The sequence below is a fragment of the Empedobacter sp. UBA2044 genome (genome assembly GCF_002333005.1).
In the GTDB taxonomy this organism is placed as follows: Bacteria; Bacteroidota; Bacteroidia; order Flavobacteriales; family Weeksellaceae; genus Empedobacter; species Empedobacter falsenii_B.
Window position 1 is genome coordinate 110,943 of sequence record NZ_DDBA01000028.1, and the last position, 23,960, is coordinate 134,902.

The 23,960-nt window shown below is 32.0% G+C and carries 22 protein-coding genes; 12 read left to right on the plus strand and 10 right to left on the minus strand.

The features are described from left to right. Positions 1-21: 21 nt before the first annotated feature. Entirely contained in the window at positions 22-468 is a 447-nt protein-coding gene (locus B4E59_RS04900; protein ID WP_291051766.1) for an SRPBCC domain-containing protein, read from the minus strand. Between the two features lie 173 nt (positions 469-641). Between B4E59_RS04900 and B4E59_RS04905 the strand changes: the two genes are divergently transcribed. Further along, entirely contained in the window at positions 642-2,492 is a 1,851-nt protein-coding gene (locus tag B4E59_RS04905) for a CocE/NonD family hydrolase (protein ID WP_291051769.1), read from the plus strand. Between the two features lie 52 nt (positions 2,493-2,544). Here the strand turns inward: B4E59_RS04905 and B4E59_RS04910 are convergent, their stop codons facing one another. Further along, the gene (locus B4E59_RS04910) at positions 2,545-2,961 is read right to left on the minus strand and encodes an OsmC family peroxiredoxin (RefSeq protein WP_291051772.1); all 417 of its coding nucleotides are present in this window, start codon (positions 2,959-2,961) and stop codon (positions 2,545-2,547) included. Positions 2,962-3,206: 245 nt separating this feature from the next. Continuing rightward, entirely contained in the window at positions 3,207-4,223 is a 1,017-nt protein-coding gene (locus tag B4E59_RS04915; RefSeq protein WP_291051775.1) for a YCF48-related protein, read from the minus strand. A gap of 184 nt (positions 4,224-4,407) precedes the next feature. On the opposite strand from B4E59_RS04915, the gene glsA reads away from it, so the two are divergent. The 5 genes from glsA to B4E59_RS04940 all read left to right on the plus strand — a co-directional run bounded on the left by glsA (position 4,408) and on the right by B4E59_RS04940 (position 9,721). Continuing rightward, complete coding sequence (gene glsA / locus B4E59_RS04920; protein WP_376741536.1) at positions 4,408-5,349, plus strand: glutaminase A; 942 nt, start codon at positions 4,408-4,410, stop codon at positions 5,347-5,349. A 6-nt stretch (positions 5,350-5,355) separates the two neighbouring features. Continuing rightward, entirely contained in the window at positions 5,356-6,249 is an 894-nt protein-coding gene (locus tag B4E59_RS04925) for a LysR family transcriptional regulator (protein ID WP_219033970.1), read from the plus strand. Positions 6,250-6,322: 73 nt separating this feature from the next. After that, complete coding sequence (locus B4E59_RS04930) at positions 6,323-7,282, plus strand: YeiH family protein (protein WP_115000367.1); 960 nt, start codon at positions 6,323-6,325, stop codon at positions 7,280-7,282. Positions 7,283-7,334: 52 nt separating this feature from the next. Further along, positions 7,335-8,042 carry a peptidylprolyl isomerase gene (locus tag B4E59_RS04935; RefSeq protein WP_219033971.1) on the plus strand — a complete coding sequence of 236 codons (708 nt, stop codon included), beginning with the start codon at positions 7,335-7,337 and terminating at the stop codon, positions 8,040-8,042. Between the two features lie 29 nt (positions 8,043-8,071). After that, entirely contained in the window at positions 8,072-9,721 is a 1,650-nt protein-coding gene (locus B4E59_RS04940; protein WP_219033972.1) for a B12-binding domain-containing radical SAM protein, read from the plus strand. A 56-nt stretch (positions 9,722-9,777) separates the two neighbouring features. Here the strand turns inward: B4E59_RS04940 and B4E59_RS04945 are convergent, their stop codons facing one another. From B4E59_RS04945 to B4E59_RS04965, 5 genes are all read right to left on the minus strand, one after another. Then, a complete protein-coding gene (locus tag B4E59_RS04945) occupies positions 9,778-11,184 on the minus strand; it encodes an efflux transporter outer membrane subunit (protein WP_219033973.1) in 1,407 nt (468 codons plus the stop codon). A gap of 2 nt (positions 11,185-11,186) precedes the next feature. Then, positions 11,187-14,342, minus strand: a complete 3,156-nt coding sequence (locus B4E59_RS04950) for an efflux RND transporter permease subunit (RefSeq protein ID WP_291051780.1) — start codon at positions 14,340-14,342, stop codon at positions 11,187-11,189. A gap of 13 nt (positions 14,343-14,355) precedes the next feature. After that, complete coding sequence (locus B4E59_RS04955; protein ID WP_286485813.1) at positions 14,356-15,597, minus strand: efflux RND transporter periplasmic adaptor subunit; 1,242 nt, start codon at positions 15,595-15,597, stop codon at positions 14,356-14,358. A 7-nt stretch (positions 15,598-15,604) separates the two neighbouring features. Further along, a complete protein-coding gene (locus B4E59_RS04960) occupies positions 15,605-16,099 on the minus strand; it encodes a GbsR/MarR family transcriptional regulator (RefSeq protein ID WP_291051788.1) in 495 nt (164 codons plus the stop codon). A 227-nt stretch (positions 16,100-16,326) separates the two neighbouring features. Beyond that, the gene (locus tag B4E59_RS04965; protein WP_291051791.1) at positions 16,327-16,887 is read right to left on the minus strand and encodes a hypothetical protein; all 561 of its coding nucleotides are present in this window, start codon (positions 16,885-16,887) and stop codon (positions 16,327-16,329) included. A 192-nt stretch (positions 16,888-17,079) separates the two neighbouring features. Here B4E59_RS04965 and B4E59_RS04970 point away from each other — a divergent pair, with 192 nt between their 5' ends. Together B4E59_RS04970 and B4E59_RS04975 are read left to right on the plus strand one after the other, a co-directional pair. After that, entirely contained in the window at positions 17,080-17,613 is a 534-nt protein-coding gene (locus B4E59_RS04970; RefSeq protein ID WP_291051793.1) for a hypothetical protein, read from the plus strand. Between the two features lie 56 nt (positions 17,614-17,669). Continuing rightward, positions 17,670-18,116, plus strand: a complete 447-nt coding sequence (locus tag B4E59_RS04975) for a KTSC domain-containing protein (RefSeq protein ID WP_038330588.1) — start codon at positions 17,670-17,672, stop codon at positions 18,114-18,116. Between the two features lie 73 nt (positions 18,117-18,189). Here B4E59_RS04975 and B4E59_RS04980 read toward each other — a convergent pair whose 3' ends face one another. Then, complete coding sequence (locus tag B4E59_RS04980) at positions 18,190-19,164, minus strand: deoxyhypusine synthase family protein (RefSeq protein ID WP_038330586.1); 975 nt, start codon at positions 19,162-19,164, stop codon at positions 18,190-18,192. A 31-nt stretch (positions 19,165-19,195) separates the two neighbouring features. Beyond that, positions 19,196-20,578, minus strand: a complete 1,383-nt coding sequence (locus tag B4E59_RS04985; protein WP_180904450.1) for a type III PLP-dependent enzyme domain-containing protein — start codon at positions 20,576-20,578, stop codon at positions 19,196-19,198. A 415-nt stretch (positions 20,579-20,993) separates the two neighbouring features. Between B4E59_RS04985 and B4E59_RS04990 the strand changes: the two genes are divergently transcribed. From B4E59_RS04990 to dapB, 4 genes are read left to right on the plus strand one after another with little or no spacing between them, the layout of a single operon-like run. Beyond that, positions 20,994-21,767, plus strand: coding sequence for a ParA family protein (locus tag B4E59_RS04990; protein ID WP_038330582.1), 774 nt, complete (start codon positions 20,994-20,996; stop codon positions 21,765-21,767). Between the two features lie 5 nt (positions 21,768-21,772). Then, positions 21,773-22,663: a ParB/RepB/Spo0J family partition protein gene (locus tag B4E59_RS04995; RefSeq protein WP_038330580.1), complete on the plus strand. Its 891-nt coding sequence runs from the start codon at positions 21,773-21,775 to the stop codon at positions 22,661-22,663. After that, entirely contained in the window at positions 22,653-23,231 is a 579-nt protein-coding gene (locus B4E59_RS05000; protein ID WP_180904451.1) for a DUF5683 domain-containing protein, read from the plus strand. The genes B4E59_RS04995 and B4E59_RS05000 overlap by 11 nt, the downstream gene beginning before the upstream one ends. A 9-nt stretch (positions 23,232-23,240) precedes the next feature. After that, positions 23,241-23,945: a 4-hydroxy-tetrahydrodipicolinate reductase gene (dapB, locus tag B4E59_RS05005; RefSeq protein WP_115000386.1), complete on the plus strand. Its 705-nt coding sequence runs from the start codon at positions 23,241-23,243 to the stop codon at positions 23,943-23,945. The last annotated feature ends 15 nt before the right edge of the window (positions 23,946-23,960 follow it).

Genomic DNA, 23,960 nt, shown 5'->3' on the forward strand with positions numbered 1-23,960 from the left:
ACGTATGTCTTTTGTTGATTTTTAAGGTTTCATAAAATCAAAAGCACCTTTGCGCAAATTAATTCCGTATTCGAGATAAGCTTTCAGACAAGCCAAGAAATTAGCCCAACCTTCTGTTTGTCCCATCAATTGCTTAATTCCAGCTTCATCATCATTCATTTCATGTTCAATGACTTTAACAATTGTCGAATCATTTTCTCCTATTTCGAGAAAAATCTCCACCAACATATCATCAACTCCACCGCTCCAATCAAAAGAAATGTATTCATCTTGTTTTAAATCGCCTCCCATTACAGGAAAAATATCATCAAACTCAGGGAATTTCCATTCAACAATTTTTCCAGTTTCGATAGCACCTGTAGAAGAAGCGATAAAATATTGATTCATTTTATTTGGATTAACAATCGCATCAAAAACTTCATTTTTAGATTTCTGAATTTGAATTGTTGCTTTTGCAGTTAACTTCATTTCAATTGATTTTGGCTAACTAATTTAATCAAAAAAAGTGTTCGAATTTTCGAATTCATAAAAAATAATTAAAACTTTATCGATATTGAAATCATTTGTAGAAAATAATTCGATTTATACTTTAAAAAAATAAAAGTTTTTTACATTTATAGTATTGTAAAATTGATAAATACGTGAAAAAATTTACTCAAAAAGCAACTCTACTTAGTCTTATTTTGATGAGTGGAATTAGCTATGCGCAAGATGCAAAAGCAGATTCTGCCTATGTTAGAGAGCATTATGAAAAGACCGAACAATTGATTCCGATGCGAGATGGAACGAAATTGTTTACGGCTATTTATACGCCAAAAGATCAAACCAAGAAATATCCTGTTTTACTTCATCGAACACCTTATACAGCTGCGCCTTACGGAGCAAATGAGTATAAAAAATCGCTTGGCAATTTCCCTGCAGAAATGCGTGAAGGATTTATATTCGTCTACCAAGATGTGAGAGGAAAATGGATGAGCGAGGGTGAATTTGAAGATGTACGACCTGTTAATAAAACGAAAAATAAAAAAGCGATTGACGAAAGTACAGATACGTACGACACATTGGAATGGTTGGCAAAAAACATGAAAAATTACAACCAAAAAGCTGGAATCTATGGAATTTCTTATCCTGGTTTTTATTCAACAATGAGTTTAGTTAATTCGCATCCAACCTTGAAAGCTGTTTCGCCACAAGCACCAGTTACGAATTGGTTTTTAGGCGACGATTTTCATCACAATGGTGTATTATTTCTGAATGATTCTTTCAAATTTATGTCGTCATTTGGTGTAAAACGTCCGCAACCAATTACGCCAGATAAAGGTCCAAAATCATTAGAATATCCAATCAAAGATAATTACCGTTTTTATTTAGAAGGTGGATCTGTAAAGGAATTGAAGGATAAATATTTTCAAGATAATATCAAATTCTACAATGATTTGTTTGCACATCCTGATTATGATCAATTTTGGCAAGATAGAAATCCTTTGCCACATCTTACCAATGTGAAACCTGCTGTGATGACGGTTGGTGGTTTCTTTGACGCAGAGGATGTTTATGGTGCTTTTGAAACTTATAAAGCAATTGAAAAGCAAAATCCGAATGCGACAAATATTTTGGTCGCTGGACCATGGTTTCATGGTGGTTGGGTTCGCTCTAAAGCCGATACGTTTGGCGATATGCAGTTTGGAACGCCAACAGGTGAATATTATCAGCAACAAATTGAATTACCTTTTTTCAATTATTATTTAAAAGATAAAGGAAATTTCAAACCGACAGAAGCGCAAATCTTTATCACAGGTTCTAACGAATGGAAACAGTTTGATACTTGGCCACCAAAGAATGTGACAACTCAGAAAATGTATTTGCAAGCCAACGGAAAAATATCTTTTCAACAGACTAATAATACAAGTTTTGATGAATATGTAGCAGATCCAAATAATCCTGTTCCATATCAAGGTGGTGTTTTAGAAAGTCGTCCACGAGAATATATGGTCGATGATCAACGATTTGCGTCAACTCGTCCTGATGTTATGGTTTATCAAACCGATATTTTAACGGAAGATATGACAATTACAGGTCCAATTATCAATCATTTATTTGTTTCATCAACAGGAACAGATGCTGATTATGTAGTAAAATTGATTGATGTTTTTCCTGAAGATACACCAAAATATAACGGAAAATTGATGGCTGGATATCAAAATTTGATTCGTGCCGAAATTATGCGAGGAAAATACCGAAATAGTTTTGAAAAGCCTGAAGCAATGGTTCCTAATCAGAAAACAAATGTAACGTATTCTATGCCAGATGTTGGACATACTTTCAAGAAAGGAAATCGTATTATGATTCAAGTTCAGAATACATGGTTTCCTTTAGCAGACCGCAATCCGCAACAATTTATGAATGTTTATGAAGCAACCGCGAAAGATTTCTTGAAACAAACACAACGAATTTATCACGATTCTTACATCGAAATTCCTGTTTTGAAATAACAAAAAAATCCAACAAGTAACTTGTTGGATTTTTTATTTTGATTCTAACAATTTATTCAACTAAAACTGCAGAAACCAATATTTTTTCGAAACTAAATGAAACACTAATCGGACAGGTTTCTTCTGCTTCTTTTGCTATTTTCTGAAATTCTTCATCTGTAATCGAATGAATTTTTGCTGTTAAGCTTAATTCTGATCGAACAACTTTTCCTCCTTCAAAAACAATTTTACAATCGGTTTCTAATTTTTCTACTGTATAACCTGCGTCACCAAGTAATGCAGAAGTTTTCATAGTAAAACAACCTGCATGAGCCGCTGCCAGAAGTTCTTCTGGGTTTGTTCCTACTCCTTCTTCAAATCGACTTTTGAACGAATATTGTGTATTATCTAATACTGTACTTTGTGTGGTTAATGTTCCTGATCCTTCTGTGACCGAACCATTCCAAACTGCTTTTGCACTTCTTTTCATTTTGAATATTTTTTAGATTGAATTTTATTAAAGTTAAAGATTATGAAATCATAAGAAGAATTAATTCTCAACTTTAAGAATAATTTTAACAAAAAAAGTTCAGATAAAAATATCTGAACTTTTACTAAAAAAACTACTAACCACCCTTTACTATGAATTGTATTAGGTTATTCAAATTTAATAAGAAACTAATATTTATAAAATTGAAAATCAATTTCTAATCTAATTTTAATTTTAGAAAATATTTATAACGTAACTTTTCCAATCTTTCCTTTATTCCCCACCAAAATCACATATTTCTTATCTGGCGAAACTGTACACTTATTGTAACTATCTTTTGTGATATTTGTCCAATTATGTCCTCCATCTGCTGAATAATCCACTCCAGAATATCCACAAACCAAGACTTTATCTTTTGAAATAATTGTTACGCCAGATTTATATCCTGTTGGATATTTCCATGAATCTTGAAAAGCAATTTTACCATTTGTCAACTTAAATTTATAGAAATTATAGCTCGAATCTTCTGGTTTTGTAAAATCTCCACCAACCAAATATCCTACATTATTTGTTGCGTCATAAGCCATTCCATTAATTCCAGAAGTAGAACTTTTTGTTTTCTCTAACGCATACATTTGACCACCTTTTGGCGTATAATAGTATAAATTCGATAGCTCTCCTCCTGTCACAATCAAGGTTTGCTTTGCATCTACATACAAATTACTTCCACTTGAAGCAAAAAAAGCTTCTTTCGGATTTTTTAAACGCAAAGGTTGACCATGAAGCGATTTTGCAACTTCCCATTTTGTCGGATCAGTAATCGAAGACGTTAATACAAATGGTTTATCTGGCGACATTGGATCGCCCAAGACAATAATCTTTTTCGAAGTTTTATCCACATAAATTGCATCTAAAAAAATACCTTTTTCATTATTTTCATACACTTTATTCCATGATTTTCCGCCATCTTTCGTTTGCAAAACATAAGCAGGAGAATCAATTCCTAAAGCTAAATAGTTATCTTTTCCTAAAACTTCTACATCTCTAAAATCTCTATTTTCAACAACTTTCGGGTTAATCCAACTAAATGTTTTACCACCATCTATCGTTTTACCAATTGTATTTTTTGAGCCAGAAACAATAAACGTTTTTGCATCCTGAAAAGCCAAACCTCGGTAACTAACAGACGAATTTTCCTCATTAATCACTTGATAGGTTTGCGCAAAAGACAAACTCGATAACAATAGGACGAAATATTTCATTTTTTTATAAATTTTAGATTCTACATTTTATATAAAACTATTTTATCTCGGCGAATCAACCAAATATTTTTTAAGTTTGTGTTTTACATCAAATAAAATGAAACGATATACATTCTCAACATTACTTCTAAGTCTTACTTTAACATGTTTTAATCCAATTAATCAAACTGTTTATGGACAAAATATGTCAAAAAATAGTTCGAGAAGTTTACAGATTAATGAAAAAACATTAAACGATATTCTTGAGAGAAATAAAGCTTTTTACAAAGAAGGAAAAGTTGCCGATTATATTCCAGAATTAGGAAAAATGCAAGCGGATAAAATTGCTTTTTCTGTAGTTAATGAAAATGGTAAAGTGATAAATGTTGGCGATATCAATCAAAAATTTACAATTCAAAGTATTTCTAAAATCATTGCGTTGATGATTGCTGTTACAGAAAAAGGGGAGAAAAATGTATTTTCTAAAATGGGTTATTTCGGAACAGATAAACCATTTAATCATTACGCAAACCTTGAAACGACAGGAAAACCTCTGAATCCAATGATGAATGCTGGTGCGATTTTAACAACTTCTATGATTGATGGTGAAGGTGAAATTCCTTTCAAAAAAATCCTTGAAATGGTTCGCTACATCACCAAAAATAATTCGATAGATTATAGCAAATCCGTTTATAATTCTGAAAAAGAAACGGGACACAAAAATCGTGGAATGTTTTATTTGATGAAAAATAATGGCTTGATTGAAGGTGATGAAGAAAAGTTGAACAACTATTTCAAACAATGTTCTATCGAAGTAACTGCCGAAGATTTAGCTAAAATTGGTTATTTCTTTGCGCATCAATGCACACGTTTTGATGGTGATACAACGTATAAAAATCCAGAAATCTCACAGTTAATTCAATCTCAAATGTTGACTGCTGGAATGTATGAATTTAGTGGCAAATATTCACGCACCGTTGGTTTACCAAGTAAATCTGGCGTTGGTGGCGGAATTACCGTTTCCGTTCCAAACAAAATTGGTATCGGCGTTTTCAGTCCTGCACTTGACGAACATGGGAATTCCGCAGCTGGATATCATATGATTTTGGATTTGGTAAAGCAATACAATTTAAGCTTATTTCAATAATTTCTTATGTTCGATTTTAGATTAAAAGTTTTTGATACGGTTGCTAAACGATTGAATTTCACGAAAGCAGCAAACGAATTAAACATAACACAACCAGCTGTTACAAAACACATTAAAGAAATTGAATTAAATCTTAACATTAAGTTATTTGAACGAAATGGGACGAAAATAAAATTGACCAAAGCTGGTGAAATTCTATTAAAATATACAGAAGAAATTTTTTCTGTTTATCAAAAAATGGAATTTGAAATTGGGCAATTACAAGAAAAACAAAAAGGAATTTTACGTTTGGGTGCAAGTACGACAATTGCGCAATATGTATTACCTCCTATTTTGGCAGAATTTCGAAAAAGATTTCCTGAAATTCAGTTGAGTTTGGTGATTCAAAATTCGGAAAGAATTGAAGAATTATTAGGAAATCATAAAATCGATGTCGGTTTAATTGAAGCTCAAATCAAAAATAGAACGTTTCATTATTTTCCGTTTATGAAAGATGAAATTGTGTTAGTTTCTCGTCAAAATCATTCTATTTTTACCAAAAATAATATCAAATTAGATGATTTAAAGAACATTCCGTTGGTTTTTCGGGAACCTGGTTCTGGAACTTTAGAAACCATTGATTTAGCTTTAAAATCGAAAAATATAAAGCTAAATGAACTCAATATCGAAATTCAATTGGGAAGTACAGAAAGTATAAAATCGTATGTGTTACATTCTGATGCTTTAGCGTTTTTATCAATTCAATCTATTTTACAAGAACTTAAAAATCAAACTTTAACTATTATTGACATTAAAAACCTTGTGATAGAACGTAATTTCAATTTTATCATTCCAGAAGGTGATCAATCTAAATTGGTGAATTTGTTTATTAATTTTTGCAATAGTTATAACTTAAAGTAATAATAGATTACTTTTTATCATTTCTTTTTGAATAATAAGTACAAGAAATTTGTACCATAAAATTATTCAAATCATGAAAATTATACATTCAGAAAAAGGCTTATTTCAACAATTCACTACACAAAAAGTTATCTTTTTAATTTGTGCATTTCTATGTTTAATGCCTTTTATAAGCTCTCCTATCGCATTAGTTTTAGGATTTGTTGTTGCGCAAATATTTGGAAATCCATACGAAGTACAATCACGAAAAGTATCAAACACTTTACTGAAAGTTGCTGTGGTAGGTTTAGGATTCGGAATGAATATTTTTTCGGCTATACAAGCAGGAAAAGAAGGAATTGTATTCACCGTTGTAAGTATTTCTACGTTGATGATTTTAGGATTTTTATTTACCAAACTCTTCAAAATTGAAAAAGCTACAGGCTACCTAATTTCCGCTGGAACAGCAATTTGCGGAGGAAGTGCAATCGCTGCAATCGCGCCAATTACAAAAGCAAAACCCAATCAAATTTCGGTTGCTTTAGCAGTAGTTTTCACATTAAACTCAATTGCATTATTGATTTTCCCACCGCTTGGACATTTATTCAACTTATCTCAACACGAATTTGGTTTATGGTGCGCTATCGCAATTCACGACACAAGTTCTGTCGTTGGAGCAGCAAGTAAATACGGAGAAGAAGCTTTACAAATCGCTACAACAGTGAAATTAGCTCGCGCACTTTGGATTATTCCATTATCGTTTTTAACCTTATTGTTTTTCAAAAACAACACATCAAAAATTAATATTCCGTGGTTTATTGGTCTATTTTTAATCGCTATTTGTGTGAATACCTATGTACCTTTTGTCCATCAATTTAGTCCAATTATTATCGATCTATCTAAAGCTGCTCTTACGCTTACATTATTCTTAATCGGCACAAGTTTATCATTCAAAATGATGAAAAATATCGGCTACAAACCGTTATTAATGGCGATTATTTTATGGGTAATTATTGGTGTTGGAAGTTTAATTATGATTATGAATTTAGCTTAAAATCATTCAGATTTCTATATTTGTTGTTATCTTTAGAACAAGAAAATTTACAATGAATCATCGATTATTAAAAAATATTGCTCTCGGAATTGGATTTTCAATTTCGAGTTTTGTTTCTGCGCAAACCTATACTTTAAAATTCAAAACTAATTACGGAAAATTTGATGTAATGTTATATGATTTCACTCCCAAACATCGCGATTTGATTTTGAGTGAGATTAATAAAGGAACTTATACAAATGCACAATTTAACAGAGTTGTGAAAGATTTCGTCATTCAAGGAGGCGAATTAGATGATCCTATTTTGGCGCGAGAAGCCGAACATCCAGAGCAAAAACCGATTCGTTTAGCGCCAGAATTTAATCCGAAAGCTTTTCATAAAATGGGAGCTTTAGGTGCTGGTCGAGATGGAAATAAAGAAAAAGCTTCTTATTACAATCAAATTTATTTTGTTGTAGGAAAAAAAATTACAGCGAAAGAATTAGATGATTTGGAAACTAAAAAAGGAATCAAATTTACAGCAGAACAACGCGCTGAATATTTAAAAAATGGCGGACAGCCTCGTTTAGATCATGATTTTACAGTTTTTGGAGAAATTACAAAAGGTTTAGACAAAGTCATGAAAATTAGTGAATTTGAAACAAAGAACGAATTACCATTAGAACCTGTTATTTTTTCAATCAAAGTGAAAAAGAAAAAAACGCCTACAAAATATAACAAAACAAGTGTTTCTTTGGGCGGTACAGCGATAGGTTTTTAATTATTATTTTTGCAAATCAATTACAAATTATGCAATCATCAATTTTATTAACGACTTTAAACGCAAAATATATTCACCTCAATTTGGCAATTCGTATTTTGTACGATTTAAATCATCATCATGGAAATATTTTTTGGAAAGAATTTACGATTAAATCTGACTTTGATGAAGTTGCAGAAAAATGCGTTAAATACAATATTATCTGTTTTAGTTGCTACATTTGGAATATTACGCAGACGTTAGAAGTTTGTAAACGAATCAAACAAATTTCTCCTGAAACTAAAATTTTGTTGGGTGGACCAGAAGTTAGTTACGAATATGATGATGTGATTGCAAATGATTATATCGACTATATCATTGTAGGTGAAGGAGAAATTCCGTTCGAGGAATTTGCAGCAAATTATCCCGCAATAGAAAATGTACCGAATTTAGTTTACAAAAAAGAGAACAAAGTTGTTTTCAATGCACAAAATATTCAATTTGATATTAATCGATTAAAAGGTCGAAATCCTTATCAATACGATAATCCAGCGGATTTGGAAAAGAAGGTTTGTTACATCGAAACTTCTCGTGGATGTCCTTATAAATGTGAGTTTTGTTTAGCAAGTTTAGACAATAAAATGCGCTATTTGCCGATGGAAACCATTAAAGAAAATTTGTTGTATTTGATGAAGCATGGAAAAACAATTAAGTTTTTGGATCGAACATTTAATATAAAACGTGATTTTACGATCGAATTGTTTCAATTTATTTTGGATCATTATCGTGAAGGAAATGTTTTTCAGTTCGAGATTACAGCAGATATTGTTCATCCTGATATTATAAAATTCATCAACGAAAATGTTCCAAAAAATCTTTTCCGTTTCGAAATCGGAATTCAAACCGTTAATCAACAAAGTAATCGAGAAGTTTCGCGCAAGCAAAATTTTGAAAAAACGTCAAATGTTATCAATCAATTGAAAGATCGTATTGAGATGCATTTAGATTTAATTGTTGGTTTACCTTTGGAATATATTGATGATTTGAAATTTAGTTTCGAAGAAACCTTTAAACTATATCCACCAGAATTGCAATTAGGTTTTCTGAAATTTCTGAAAGGGACTCCAGTTCGTCAAAAATATGAAAACTATGGTTACCATTTTGATCCAATGCCGCCTTATCAAATTATAAAAAGTGATTTTTTAAGTGAAAATGATTTAGAAAATATTACTGCTTTAGAAAATGCTCTGGAGATTTATTGGAACAAACCAAGAACGCCAGAAACGCTGAAATATATTAGTCAAAAGTATTCTATTTTCGATTATTTGATGGGATTAGGACAATATTTTGAGCAGCATCATTTGTTTCACAAACATACCTTGAACGATGTTTTTCAAACGATTTACGATTTTGCGCAAACATTTACAAACGACAAAATTATATTAGAATTAATCGCGATTGATTATTATAGTTTTCATAAATCAAAACCAAAAGATTTATTTGAAATGGAACAAAAAATTGAAGAAGATTTGAGTGAACTTGCTTCTCATCCAAAAAGTAAATTTGTTTCGATTCCAATTTCATTTGATTATCTAATTTGGAAAGATGAAAATCGAATTGAAGAAACTACTGAAAATTGGTTAATAGAATTTGTAGGAACTTCTCACAATATTATTCATTGCGAAGTTTTAGAGAAATAGAAGTATAAAAAACCTCTCAAATATTTGAGAGGTTTTTTTCTTAAGATTAGAATTGCTTATTGCCATCCACCTCCAACAGCGCGATATAATTCGACCATTGATGATAAAGATGATAATTTCGCATCAACAACATTCAATTCAGCATTCAACCCATTGTCTCTTGCTGTAATTACTTCTAAATAGTTTGCCATACCGTAGTTTAACAATTCTTCAGAATAGGTAATTGCTTGATTGTATAATTGATATTCTTTTTGTTTATATTCAGCTTTCTTCGTTGCTGCATCGTATGTGTATAACGCATCAGAAACCTCTTTACTTGCATTTAAGATTTTGCTTTTATAATTAATCAAAGCATTTTCTTGATTTGCTAAAGCAACTTCTTTTTGCGTACGCAATTTACGTTGTTGTAACAAAGGTTGAGTTAAGCTACCGATCACCGTTGCAAATAAAGATTGCGCACTAAATAATTTATCAATATCAATTCCTTGTACACCACCTGTTGCAGTAATAGAAAGAGAAGGATAAAAACTTGCATTCGCAACGTTAACATTCTCAAAAGCGTTCATCAATCCAAACTCTGCAGCTTTGATATCAGGACGATTTTCTAATAATTGAGCTGGAACACCAACAGATAATTTTTCGTCAATTTTTTGAGAAGCTAAGTTTGTACGATTAATAGATTGAGGATTTGTTCCTAACAAAATACTCATCACATTTTCATTCATCTTAATTCCATTTTCAACGTCAACCAATAATGATTTCACATTGAACAATTGCGCTTCTGTTTGGTTAACTGCAACTTCTGTTACATTCCCAGCTTCTTTCAAAGCTTTCGTTGTTTCTAAACTTTGCTCGCGGTTGATTAAAGTTTTATCTAAAATTCTTTTTTGCTCATCTAAAGCCAATAAGTTGTAATATGCATTTGCAATAGATGCAACAATTTGCGTTTTTACCGCTTTGTGTGCTTCTACAGTTTGCAAATAAGTTGCTGCAGATGCACGTTGATTACTTCTAATTTTACCCCAAATATCTGCTTCCCAACTTAAGTTCCCTGAAACTTCGTATTGACTTTGTGCACGTTTTGACATCAATGCACCAAATTGAGTATTACGAGAGTTTTCTGTAAACGTATATTTCGGACCTACAGATAAAGTTGGTAAATAACCTGCTTTACCTTGTTTAGCATACGCCTCAGCAACTGCAATATTTTGCAGTGCTGAACGTATATCTAAATTATTTTGTAAACCTTGATTAATCAAAGCTTGTAATTGAGTGTCTGTAAAAATTTGTTTCCAAGAAACAGTTGCAACACTTGCACTGTCTTTTGCAATAACATCTGTTCTGAAATTTGCTTCATTTACAACAGCTTCAGGACGATGATAATCTTTTGCTACGAAACAAGACTGAACAGCAAACAATCCAGCTGCGATTAAAGTAATATTAAATATTCTGTACTTTTTCATTTTTAGATTGAATTATTATGTTCAATTTCTTCTTGTGGACGATCAAATTTAACTGGTTTAACTTTTTCTTGTAATGTTTGGAAAACAACAAACAATACTGGAATAACAAATAAACCTAAAATTGTACCTACCAATAAACCAAATGCTGCTCCAGTAGCTACAGAACGGTTACCAGCAGATGATACACCTGTTGCAAATACTAATGGCATTAATCCTAAAATAAAGGCAAAAGATGTCATCAAAATTGGACGTAAACGAGCTTTAGCTCCATCTATAGCTGCCTGAACAATTGACATTCCGTGTACACGTCTTTGTAAAGCGAACTCTACAATCAAAATGGCATTTTTAGCGAGTAACCCAACCAACATGATTAAGGCAATTTGGAAATAGATATTATTTTCTAATCCAGCTAACCATTGAGATAAATACGCCCCCATCATACCACAAGGAACAGATAATAATACTGCGAATGGTAAAACATAAGATTCATATTGTGCAGATAAGATAAAGTACACGAATACGATACATAAAGCAAAAATCATTGCTGTTTGAGAACCTGAATTAATCTCCTCACGAGTAAGACCTGTAAAGTCAGTACTATAAGAAGTAGATAATGTTTGTTCAGAAACTTGATTAATTGCTGTAATCGCATCACCTGTAGAGAATCCTGGTTTTACTGCTCCTGTAATATTAGCTGATGTAAATAAGTTGAAACGGTTAACAGAGTTAGGACCATACACACGTTTTAAAGTCACAAATTGTGAAACTGGTGTCATTGAACCTGCATCCGTTTTCACGAACATTTTATTTAAGCTTGTTTCATTGATACGATCATCTGGTGAAGCTTGAATGTACACACGGTATTGTTTACCAAAACGTGTAAAGTCAGCTGCATATAATCCTCCAATATATCCTTGTAAAGTTGAGAAAATAGAACTTACTGAAACACCAGATTGTTTTGCTCTTTCAATATTAACATCGATTTCGTATTGAGGAAAACCTGTGTTTAAAGATGTTTGAGCATACATAATTTCTGGACGTTGCATTAAAGCACCAATATATTCCTTTGCAACTTTATCAAAATCAGCAATATCTCCACCTGTTTTATCTAATAATTTCAACTCGAAACCAGAAGACATACCAAAACCTGGAATTGATGGTGGTTGGAAGAAAATCATTTGAGCATCAGGAATTTGAGCTGCAGCACCAAATAATTGTCCAATGATTGATTGTACTGATAAAGCATCTGTTGTACGTTCTTCGAATGGCTTCAATTTAATGAACATCATACCATAGTTAGAACCAGCTCCAGAAATAATAGAGTTACCCGAGATAATTGTTGCTTTATCTAATCCAGGAATTTTTTCAATTTTTTTCTGGAATTCTTTTTCAACTTCATATACACGGTCCATAGAAGCACCCGCTGGTAACTCGATATTACCAATAATAAACCCATTATCTTCAGTTGGTACGAAACCTGTTGGCATCATCTTTCCAACACCCCAAATTCCTAAACCACTTACAATAATCAATAAGAATGAAATCCATTTGTGTTTAATTAAAAATTTGAATGAATTACCATATTTATGTGTCATACGATCAAATGAAGCATTGAAAGCATCAAAGAATCGCTGAATAAAGTTACGTTTTTGCTCTCCTTCTTGATGTGGTTTTAAGAATAAAGCACACAATGCTGGAGATAATGTCAAGGCATTTAATGCCGAAATTAAAATGGCAACAATTAAAGTAATACCAAATTGTTTGTAGAATACTCCGGTTGGTCCTGAGATAAATGTTACTGGTACGAACACCGCACACATTACTAATGTAATCGAAACGATTGCTCCAGAAATTTCATCCATCGCATTTTTTGTTGCATCCATAGGAGCTTCGTGATGAGACTCCATTCGAGCATGCACGGCTTCCACAACAACAATGGCATCATCCACCACAATACCAATGGCGAGTACTAAGGCAAATAACGTTAATAAGTTTAACGAGAATCCTGCCAAATTAAGGAAAAAGAATGTACCAATAATAGACACTGGTACCGCAATCAATGGTACTAATGTAGAACGGAAATCTTGTAAGAAAATATATACAACAATAAATACTAAGATAAACGCCTCTATCATTGTGTGAACAACTTTAGAAATAGACGCATCTAAGAATGTATTTGTATCCATTAAGATGGTGTAAGAAACTCCTTCTGGTAATAATTTAGAAGCTTTTTCTAACTCAGCTCTCAAGTTTACAATAATTTCTTGTGCATTAGATCCTGGTGTTTGATAAACAGCAAATACAGCAGAAGGATCTCCATTCATTGCAGAACGTCCAGCATAAGATTGTGCTCCAAATTCTACATTTGCTACATCTTTTAATCTTAGAACCTGTCCGTTTGGTAAAGATTTAATAACAATATTACGATATTGATCTTCTGTCTTGTATCGTCCAGAATATGTAATTGTATATTGGAATGATTGTCCAGAGTTTTCTCCTAACGAACCAGCAGCAGCTTCAAGAGATTCTTGAGATAAGGCTGCAGAAACTTCAGAAGGAACTAAACCATAACTTGCCATACGAGAAGGATCTAACCAAATACGCATAGAATAAGTCATCGCACCAAACACAGTTGCATCCCCTACACCGTTTACACGTTTTAAGGCTGGAATAATGTTGATGTTCAAATAATTCTGAAGATAAATCTCATCATATTTAGGGTTTTTTGAACTAAACGAAGTAAACATCAATGCTGATGTCTGTTGTTTTTGTGTCACAACCCCAGAACGAGTTACCTCCGATGGTAATAATGGTGTAGCACGTGCTACACGGTTTTGTACGTTTACCTGTGCGATATCTCCATCTACACCTGGTTTAAATACAACATCGATAGAAGCAGAACCGTTATTAGAGGCAGTAGAAGAAATATAATCCATTCCTTCAACCCCGTTCACCTGTTCCTCTATCGGAATAATTACAGACTCCATTACTGTCTTTGCATTCGCTCCGGGATACGAAGCTGAAATTTTTACAGTAGAAGGTGCAATATCTGGATATTGGGTTACAGGAAGCGATATAAGCCCCAGTACCCCCAATATCAATATAAGGATAGAAATTACCGTAGATAGTACGGGTCTTTCAATAAACTTTTTTAACATATCTATTTACAATTTAGAATACCGTTTTTGTAGATTCTACTATTTGATCAAAGTTTGCTGGAGTTGGTTTAACAGCTGTTTTATCACGTAATTTACCTACACCTTGTGCAACAACTTTATCACCTTTCTTCACTCCGTCTTTTACAACTGCCATATTGTTCGCTCTTTCTACAACAGTAATTGGAGTTGCATAAGCTGTATCTTTTGTTACTTTGTAAACATAAGTCATACCTTGCTGTTCAAATGTTGCAGCTTCTGGTACAACCAATACATCAACATAAGTTTTTGGAACACGAATACGTCCTGAGTTACCATTTGCCAAAAGCTTAGCCTCGTTGTTAAACGTAACACGGAAATCGATTGTTCCTGTTGTTGGATTAATTTGACCAGTTACAGTTTGTATTTTACCTTTCTCAGGATAAACATCTCCATTAGCTAGTACTAATTCTACTGCTGGAATTTTATTTAATTTATCTTTTAAAGTAGCTCCTTCTGATTTAGAAATAAAGTTTAAATATTCTTTCTCATTCATAGAGAAATAAGCATATACTCTACTTGTATTTGAAACTGTAGTAATTGGAGTTTGATCCGTAGGGCCAACTAATGTCCCTTGACGAGAATTAATAGAACCAACTACTCCACTAATAGGTGCTCTAACAACAGAATAATCTACATTTGCTTGAGCTCCTTTGTAATTTGATTGAGCTTGAGTAACACCAGCCTGCGCTTGAGACTTAGCAGCTACAGCTTGATTGTAACTCGCTTGTGCTTTTGCTAGATTAGCTTTTGCAGTTTCTAATTGTACATTACTAATAATGTTTTTTTGTACCAAAGGAGTTAATTTGTTTACCTCTACCTGAGCTGCTTGCACTGCCGCTTGCGCTGCACTTACATTAGCCTGAGCCGCTTTTACATTAGCTTGCGCTGCACCAACACCAGATTTTAAAGCATCCGCATTTTGAGTTAAAACATTTGTCTCTAATTTGAACAAAGGTTGACCAGCTTGTACATATTGACCTTCATCAACATAAACTTCTGTAATGTATCCTTGGATTTTTGCACGAACATCATTATTTACGATACCTTGAATATTTGCAGGGTATTCATCATAACTCGTCACCACTTTCGTAGGCACATCAACTACCGGATAAGGTGTTGGACCTTGTGCTTGTTGAGCAGCAGCATTGTCTTTCTTTCCACAAGAACTCAAAGCTATTGCCAAAGCACCAACCATTATAACGTTAACGTTTTTCATATTACTTTTACTTATTTTCTAGTTGAATTTTATTTATTTTTTGTATTGTTTCGTCTAATATCACTTTTGTTTGATTAAGATGTTCCAAATAGATATCAACTACTCTATTTTCAACATTTTTAGAAAGCGTATTATTCGCTAGTTTATGTTCTTTTATTCGATTTGTATAAACTATATCTTGAGAAATCATTTCAAATAAAAAATCTAATTTCTCTGTCAAATAATTAAAATTTAATCTAAAATATCTTTTTCTAGAGTTAATTTTATTTATGTACTCGATGTGTTTCATCGATAGTAAGTAGTTAATAGAGTTTGATAAGGAACTTTTACTAACATTAAAAATCTCAAGAAGTTCTTCGAAAGTAAATCCCTCCTCATCTGATTCTAAAATCATGTATGCTTGCAACTTAGCCGTCAGTGGAGGAAAACCATAAGTTCTCTCCAAAAAAGCACTAAAGCTGCAAAAAAGATCCAAATTACATGCTTGATTTTTTATATTCATAATTGTATAATCTACAAAACCATGCAAATATAAAATAGTTAGTTCGGTTTACACAGAACTAACTATACTTTTTTCGATATTTAACAATTAATTAAATTAATAATTTGTTAATTCACATCTTAAATCCAAACAAAAAATAGACCAAACAAATTAAAAATAAAGCTATTATAGCATAATTAATTATTATTTTACACAATATTACATAAGCAACCTTTTGTTTAAAAGAACTATTGAGACTTAAAATTTATAGGAGTTTTTGTTAAAAAATTATTAATTTCATCAACATCGTTTAAATAATCGAATTTTAAATCTTCATGAAATTTTTCAAAAATAGAAAAAATCAATTTCAATCTCCCGTGTTGATAATTGTATAATTTTTCTGCATTATCTCCTGTTGTATAAGTTTCAAAAAGATAAGGATAACGACTAAAAGATTCTTGAATGATATATTTTCTCAATTCAAATTCTGACACTTTATCTTTCGTAATTTGAACATGATAATTCACAATTCCACTCAATGTTTTTAACGTCAACAACAATTGACGATGACTTCTATTTATGTTAATATGATTAATTAAGTGATGAGACTTTTCAAACTGCAAATCAATCTTTTCATAAATATTTTTTACACGATCTTGCAAATCATTTTCACCCTCTAATAATTGAAAATGCAAATGTTCTACTAAAGTTTCATCTTTATTGATAAGACGCAAAAGAAGTTTATCTTTTTCCTTTGAAGGAAGATCTAAGATAGAGTTTTTCAATTCAGGAACGTCTTTCAATTTCATACTTATTTTGTTTGTTGTTAGCTTGTTTAAAATTACAAAAATATTCGAGATAATTCATTTTACACAAAACGATTAAATCATATAAATAATGTATATTCGAAAAAATAAATCATAACCTAAATGCCAAAATCACTCAAAATCTACATCATTTCTTCAGTTCTCCTCATTTTATTTTTATTGAGTTTAAACCTTATGGGTTTGAATTTAAAAGGAGAATATACCTATCAAATTCTTGCTTGGACTTGGATTATTTTCACCTTTTACATCGTTATTAAATTTTGGAAAATTATCTATATCAAAATTTATGGATTTTCACTTTTTACTTTAGTTGGATTGAGCATTTTACCAATGGCAATTCCGTTTCTATCTATCATTAGTTTTTTATTCAATATGAATACAATTCAAACCATTAAAGTAAACGATGAATATAAAATAGTAGTTACGAAAAAAGTTATGGCAATGAAACGTGCTTATATCTATAATTCTGAATCTAAATTTCCTATTTTAGAAAAATCAAACAATATCGCGAGACCAGATTATAGTAATATTGTTTCTGAAACATTAAATATTAATTCTGATGATCCAAAGCTATATAAATACGAAAACGAACCTATTCAGCAAGCTAAACTGATTTCTATAAACAAGGATAGTATTGGAATTGAATATCAAATTCTCAACAAAAAGAAAATTATTTATCATAATCTTAACGAAACTTATGGATATTAAACGTATTTCGTGATTTATAATCCGTACTTTTGCACTCCGAAAAATGGATTATAATTATGAAAAGCGTTGTAGAACACAGAAAATTACTTGGAGTTGATAAAAATGTAACTCTAAAAGAGTTGAAAACAATTTACAGAAATACGATGAAAGATGCGCATCCTGATAAATTTATCAACGACGAAGCAGGTAAAATAGAAGCTGAAGAAAAAAGTAAAGTTGTGATCGAAGCATACCACTTTTTAGTAAGTATTAATCCTGAAACGCACGAAAAAAACAAAGAAGAATATACGATTACAACTGCAAAATCTAACATTCATGATTTTTATATGGATGAACAAATTTTGAAAGTAGAACATTTAGATGGAAATCATTACGAGTATTTTGGTGTTCCTAAAAACACGTACATCAAAATGGTAAATTCTGACTCTCCAAGCCGTTTTGCTAGAAGACATATCTATGGAAAATTTACACATAGAAAAGCTGGTGAAGCAATGAAAGATTAATTATCTGAACAATATAAAACCAAAAACCACTTCAATTGAAGTGGTTTTTTTTATGCTTAATATATTCTATTGATTAGTTTCCTAAAATATAGTTGAAAATCAATGGCGCTACGATTGTCGCATCAGATTCTATCATATATTTTGGCGTATCAACATCTAATTTACCCCATGTAATTTTCTCATTTGGAACTGCTCCAGAATAAGATCCGTAAGATGTTGTAGAATCAGAAATTTGACAGAAATATGCCCAGAAAGGAACATCTGTCCACTCTAAATCTTGGTACATCATTGGAACAACACAAATTGGGAAATCTCCAGAGATACCACCAGCAATTTGGAAGAAACCTACACCTTTACCATCAGAATTAGCACGATACCACTCTGTTAAGTAAATCATGTATTCAATTCCAGATTTTACTGTAGACGCTTTTAAATTACCTTTGATTACGTTAGACGCAAAAATGTTTCCTGTTGTAGAGTCTTCCCAACCTGGACAAACGATAGGTAAATTTTTCTCAGCTGCAGCAACAATCCAAGAATCTTTCGGATCAATTTCGTAGTATTGCTCTAAAACTCCAGAATTTACAACTTGATATAAAAATTCGTGTGGTAAATAACGCTCACCTTTTTCTTCAGCAGCATGCCAAACATTCTCTAAATGCTCTTGTAAACGACGAAAAGCCTCCTCTTCTGGAATACAAGTATCTGTAACACGATTGAAGTGCGTATCTAACAATTCGCGCTCTTCCTCTGGCGTTAAATCACGGTAATTTGGAATTCTTTTATAGTGTGAATGCGCAACTAAATTCATTACGTCTTCTTCTAAATTTGCTCCTGTACAAGAAATGATGTGCACTTTATCTTGGCGAATCATTTCAGCTAATGAAATTCCTAATTCAGCAGTAGACATTGCTCCACCCAAAGAAATTAACATTTTACCACCTTCTAACAAGTGTTGCTCATATCCTTTTGCAGCGTCAACTAAAGCAGCTGCATTAAAGTGTCTATAGTTATGTTCTATAAACTGACTGATTGGTCCTTTACTCATTTTATTTGTATTTTATTTATTTAAAATTCAATTATTTGTATCCCAAAGTATTCAACACATCTTGATGCGTTTGTTCTTCAGAATATACTTTTGCCTCATAATTTTCATCAATCAAAATATATTTGGGCTGAGGAATTAAACAGTGATTAATTCCACCAAAACCACTAATATTATCTTGATATGCTCCTGTATTAAAGAAACCGATATACAATGGTTTTGCTTGATCATATTTCGGAAGATAAATGGCATTTACATGCTGTTCTGAATTGTAATAATCGTCAGAATCACATGTTAAACCTCCTAATAATACACGTTCATACTTATCGTACCAACGGTTAATTGGCAACATTACAAATCGTTTCGAAATTGCCCAAGCATCTGGCAAAGTTGTCATAAAAGAAGAATCGATCATATCCCAATACTCTTTATCATTTTGTTTCTTTTGATAAAGAATTTTGTAGACTACTCCTCCACTTTCTCCTACTGTAAACGAACCAAATTCTGTAAAAATATTTGGAACAGGAATTCCTTCTTCATCACAAATCATTTTAATTTGCAACAAGATTTCTTTCGCCATGTATTCGTAATCATATTCGAAATTCAACGAATTTTTGATTGGGAATCCACCACCAATATTCAAACTATCTAATTCTGGACAAACTTTTTTAAGGTTTACATAAACTCTCAAACATTTTGTCAACTCATTCCAATAATACGAATTGTCTTTAATTCCTGTATTAATAAAGAAATGAAGCATTTTCAATTTAATGCGTTCATTAGGTTTTACCATTGTCTGATAAAAAGGAACAATATCCTTGTAACCAATTCCTAAACGAGAAGTATAAAATTCAAATTTTGGTTCTTCTTCCGATGCAATACGAATTCCGATTTCAAAATCACCTTCAATTGCCTCAGAAAACAAATCAACTTCCTCGTAATTGTCAATTACTGTAATCGTTTTACGATGTCCGCTATTTACCAAACGAGCAATATTTTCTACATATTCCTCACGCTTGAAACCGTTACAAACAACATATTGATCGTCTGTAATCAAACCTTCTCCAATCAAATTTTCGACAATATTAATGTCAAATGCAGAAGATGTCTCAATGTGAATATCGTTTTTTAATGCTTCACCTAAAATGTGACGAAAGTGAGAACTTTTTGTACAATAACAATAATTGTAAGTTCCCTCATAGTTTAACTCTTCACGCGCTTTTTCGAACCAACCTTTCGCTTTCTGAATGTTTTGCGAAATTTTAGGCAAATATGTGAATTTTAATGGTGTTCCATGTTCTTCGACCAAAGCTTTTAGGTCAATTCCATTAAATTTTAAGTACTCTCCATCTAATTCAAATTCATCTTGTGGAAAGTCAAATGATTGCGTGATTAAATCTATGTATTTAGTTTTCATTATGCTTTATAAATGTTACGTGTGTTTAATAATTCTAAAAATTTTGCAAAAAAATTAGGGTATTACAGACGTATCGCATAATATACATTGCGAAGCAATAAGGGGAAAGAATAATTCTTAAATTCGTTTCTATTCATTAAAACTACTGCGTTAAAGCTCTTTCTATTCTCAACGCTTTCGAATAAAAGGTTAAAACTCATCAACTTTTTTTATTAAAAAAATTATAAAAATACTTGTCGCAAATATAAGTTTTTTAATTCTGTTAAAAAGATAAAATAATATTAAAATTTAGCTTTACAGAACTGATGTTTTATGATGTAAAACAAATATTCAACAATTATTCAAAAATTTATTTTTTCTTTAAGGTTTAGCAAGGTTAAATATTGTATTTTTGAAATCGTTTTGAACGTAAATTATGGGTAAAATTATTGCTATTGCTAACCAAAAAGGTGGTGTTGGTAAAACGACAACTTCGTTAAACCTTGCCGCTTCATTAGGTGTTTTAGAGAAAAAAGTTTTATTAATTGACGCAGATCCGCAAGCAAATGCAACATCTGGTTTGGGTTTTGATTTGGATGAAATCGAAGCTGGAACCTATGAAGTATTGGAAAATGAAGTGCTTGCGAGCAAAGCTATTTTACAATCAGAATCGCCAAACCTAGACTTGATGCCTGCTCATTTAGATTTAGTTGCTGCCGAGATTGAGATTGTAGATTACGAGAACCGCGAATACATGTTAAAAAACGCGCTATCAGAAATCAAAGATCAATATGATTATATTATTATAGATTGCGCGCCTTCACTTGGTTTAATTACTTTGAATGCGCTTACAGCTGCAGATTCTGTGATTATTCCTATTCAGTGCGAATATTTTGCATTAGAAGGTTTAGGAAAATTATTAAATACGATAAAAGGAATTCAACAACATCACAACAAAGAACTGGATATTGAAGGTTTATTGTTGACGATGTATGATTCGCGTTTACGCCTTTCTAATCAAGTATTAGACGAAGTGAACAATCATTTTCCGCAAATGGTTTTCAAAACAATTATTACTCGAAATGTACGTTTGTCAGAAGCACCAAGTTTTGGCGAAACAATTATTCAGTACGACGCAGCAAGTAAAGGTGCAGAAAATTACTTAAATTTAGCGCGTGAATTTTTAATTAACAACAACGATACAGTTTAAATAAAATGGCAAAGCCAAACAAAAATAATCGCTTAGGACGTGGATTATCTGCTCTATTAAAGGATGAACCAACTGTAAAAACAGCACAAGATGAAGGTGCAAAGAAATTGGTTGGAAACATTTTGGAAATAGATTTAGAAAAAATCACCGCGAATCCTTGGCAGCCACGAACTAATTTCGATAAAAAAGCTTTAGAGGAATTGGTTTCGTCTATTCAAACATTAGGCGTTATTCAACCGATTACGATTCGTAAAAAACCAACTGGTGAATATGAATTGATTTCTGGTGAAAGACGTTTTCGCGCTTCACAATTAGCTGGTAAAAAAACAATTCCAGCTTATGTACGTTTAGCAAATGACCAAGAAATGCTGGAAATGGCATTGGTCGAAAATATTCAGCGTCAAGATTTAGATGCGATCGAGATTGCGCTTTCTTACCAACAATTGATTGATGAAATCAAGTTAACACAAGAAGAATTAAGTAAACGTGTTGGGAAAGACAGAACGTCTATTACCAATTATTTGCGTTTATTAAAATTAGACCCAATTATCCAAACAGGAATTCGTGACGGAATGATTTCAATGGGACACGGTCGCGCTTTAATGGCTATTGATGATACTGATTTACAATTTGATATTTACGAAAAAATTGTCAAAAACAATTTATCTGTTCGCGATACAGAACGTTTAATCAAATCGATAAAAGAAGGTAAACCTGAGAAAAAAGCAACAAATGAATTACCTTCTCAGTACAAAGAAGCATTAAGTTCTATTTCAAATTCATTGAATACGAAAGTTGAAATAAAACGTGCAAATAATGGAAAAGGTAAAATAATTTTGAATTTTACTTCTGATGATGAGTTTGAACGATTAAGAAAATTTTTAAATGAGAATTAAAGCATTCTTACTTGGATTAACGATCTCTTCGACGTTTGCTTTCGGTCAAGTTAAAACGGATTCTTTAGTCGTTGTCGAAAATAATGTTATTGTAAACGATACAATGAGCGTAACTAAAGAAGCATTAATGGAGAAAAGTCCAATTAGAGCCTCTTTGTATTCGGCTATTTTACCTGGTGCTGGACAATTGTATAACAAAAAATGGTTAAAAGCACCTATTGCGCTTGGTTTAGTAGGTACAGGAACAGGTTTTACGATTTATTACAATAATTTGTACAAAAAATACCGAAAAGCTTATATTGCGGTAAGAGAAGGAACACCAAACGAATTCACAGGAATTTTATCTGCAGAGCAATTGGCAGTTATTCAAGATGATTACAAACGAAAACGCGATTATAGTGTCGCTTTAACTGCATTAGCTTATTTATTAAATATTGTAGATGCAACAGTAGATGCGCATTTATTCACAGTTCGTAATGACACAGAAATGTCATTCAAACCAACAGTCATTCAAGATGAAATGACATTAGAGCCAGTTTTAGGATTGGCATTTAACTTAAAATTTTAGAAATTACAGATGAAAATTGCATTAATAGGATACGGAAAAATGGGAAAAGCCATTGAAGAAATTTTAATTCAACGCGGACACGAAGTTGTACTTAAAATATCTCGTACTCCACTTGCGGAAGAATTAAATAATGTTGAAGTTGCAATAGAATTTTCGAGACCAGAATTCGCTTACGACAACCTTAAAGTATTACTTGAAAATAAAATCGCAACAATTTGTGGAACAACAGGATGGTTAGATAAACAAGAAGAAATTAATCATTTAGCAATTTCAAATAACACCGCTTTTTTATATGCTTCTAACTTTAGTTTGGGCGTTAATTTATTCTTCGAATTAAATTCTATTTTAGCTCGAATGATGAATAAATATCGTAACGAATACCAAATTAATCTAGAAGAAATTCATCATACACAAAAGCTTGATGCACCTTCTGGAACAGCGATTACAATTGCAGAAGGAATTATTGACAATTCAACATATAATTCTTGGTCGATGGACGAAAAAGCAAAAGACATTATTCCAGTTGAAGCAAAAAGAATCGAAGATGTTCCCGGAACACATATCGTACAATATAACTCTGATGTAGATACTATTGAGATTTCTCATACGGCGCATTCTCGCAAAGGTTTTGCCTTAGGTGCCGTGATTGCTGCGGAATGGATTTGGAATAAACAAGGTGTTTTCACAATGAAAGATGTACTTGAACTGAACTAAATTAAAATACTAAAT

Coding starts and splice junctions, on each gene's coding strand:
- B4E59_RS04980 (WP_038330586.1), bottom strand. CDS start 19,164: ATGAGTAAAGGACCAATCAGTCAGTTTATAGAACATAACTATAGACAC.
- B4E59_RS04930 (WP_115000367.1), top strand. CDS start 6,323: ATGAAAATTATACATTCAGAAAAAGGCTTATTTCAACAATTCACTACA.
- dapB (WP_115000386.1), top strand. CDS start 23,241: ATGAAAATTGCATTAATAGGATACGGAAAAATGGGAAAAGCCATTGAA.
- B4E59_RS04955 (WP_286485813.1), bottom strand. CDS start 15,597: ATGAAAAACGTTAACGTTATAATGGTTGGTGCTTTGGCAATAGCTTTG.
- B4E59_RS04935 (WP_219033971.1), top strand. CDS start 7,335: ATGAATCATCGATTATTAAAAAATATTGCTCTCGGAATTGGATTTTCA.
- B4E59_RS04950 (WP_291051780.1), bottom strand. CDS start 14,342: ATGTTAAAAAAGTTTATTGAAAGACCCGTACTATCTACGGTAATTTCT.
- B4E59_RS04975 (WP_038330588.1), top strand. CDS start 17,670: ATGAAAAGCGTTGTAGAACACAGAAAATTACTTGGAGTTGATAAAAAT.
- B4E59_RS04900 (WP_291051766.1), bottom strand. CDS start 468: ATGAAGTTAACTGCAAAAGCAACAATTCAAATTCAGAAATCTAAAAAT.
- B4E59_RS04940 (WP_219033972.1), top strand. CDS start 8,072: ATGCAATCATCAATTTTATTAACGACTTTAAACGCAAAATATATTCAC.
- B4E59_RS04995 (WP_038330580.1), top strand. CDS start 21,773: ATGGCAAAGCCAAACAAAAATAATCGCTTAGGACGTGGATTATCTGCT.
- glsA (WP_376741536.1), top strand. CDS start 4,408: ATGTCAAAAAATAGTTCGAGAAGTTTACAGATTAATGAAAAAACATTA.
- B4E59_RS04985 (WP_180904450.1), bottom strand. CDS start 20,578: ATGAAAACTAAATACATAGATTTAATCACGCAATCATTTGACTTTCCA.
- B4E59_RS04915 (WP_291051775.1), bottom strand. CDS start 4,223: ATGAAATATTTCGTCCTATTGTTATCGAGTTTGTCTTTTGCGCAAACC.
- B4E59_RS04960 (WP_291051788.1), bottom strand. CDS start 16,099: ATGAATATAAAAAATCAAGCATGTAATTTGGATCTTTTTTGCAGCTTT.
- B4E59_RS04925 (WP_219033970.1), top strand. CDS start 5,356: ATGTTCGATTTTAGATTAAAAGTTTTTGATACGGTTGCTAAACGATTG.
- B4E59_RS04945 (WP_219033973.1), bottom strand. CDS start 11,184: ATGAAAAAGTACAGAATATTTAATATTACTTTAATCGCAGCTGGATTG.
- B4E59_RS04965 (WP_291051791.1), bottom strand. CDS start 16,887: ATGAAATTGAAAGACGTTCCTGAATTGAAAAACTCTATCTTAGATCTT.
- B4E59_RS04910 (WP_291051772.1), bottom strand. CDS start 2,961: ATGAAAAGAAGTGCAAAAGCAGTTTGGAATGGTTCGGTCACAGAAGGA.
- B4E59_RS04990 (WP_038330582.1), top strand. CDS start 20,994: ATGGGTAAAATTATTGCTATTGCTAACCAAAAAGGTGGTGTTGGTAAA.
- B4E59_RS05000 (WP_180904451.1), top strand. CDS start 22,653: ATGAGAATTAAAGCATTCTTACTTGGATTAACGATCTCTTCGACGTTT.
- B4E59_RS04970 (WP_291051793.1), top strand. CDS start 17,080: ATGGGTTTGAATTTAAAAGGAGAATATACCTATCAAATTCTTGCTTGG.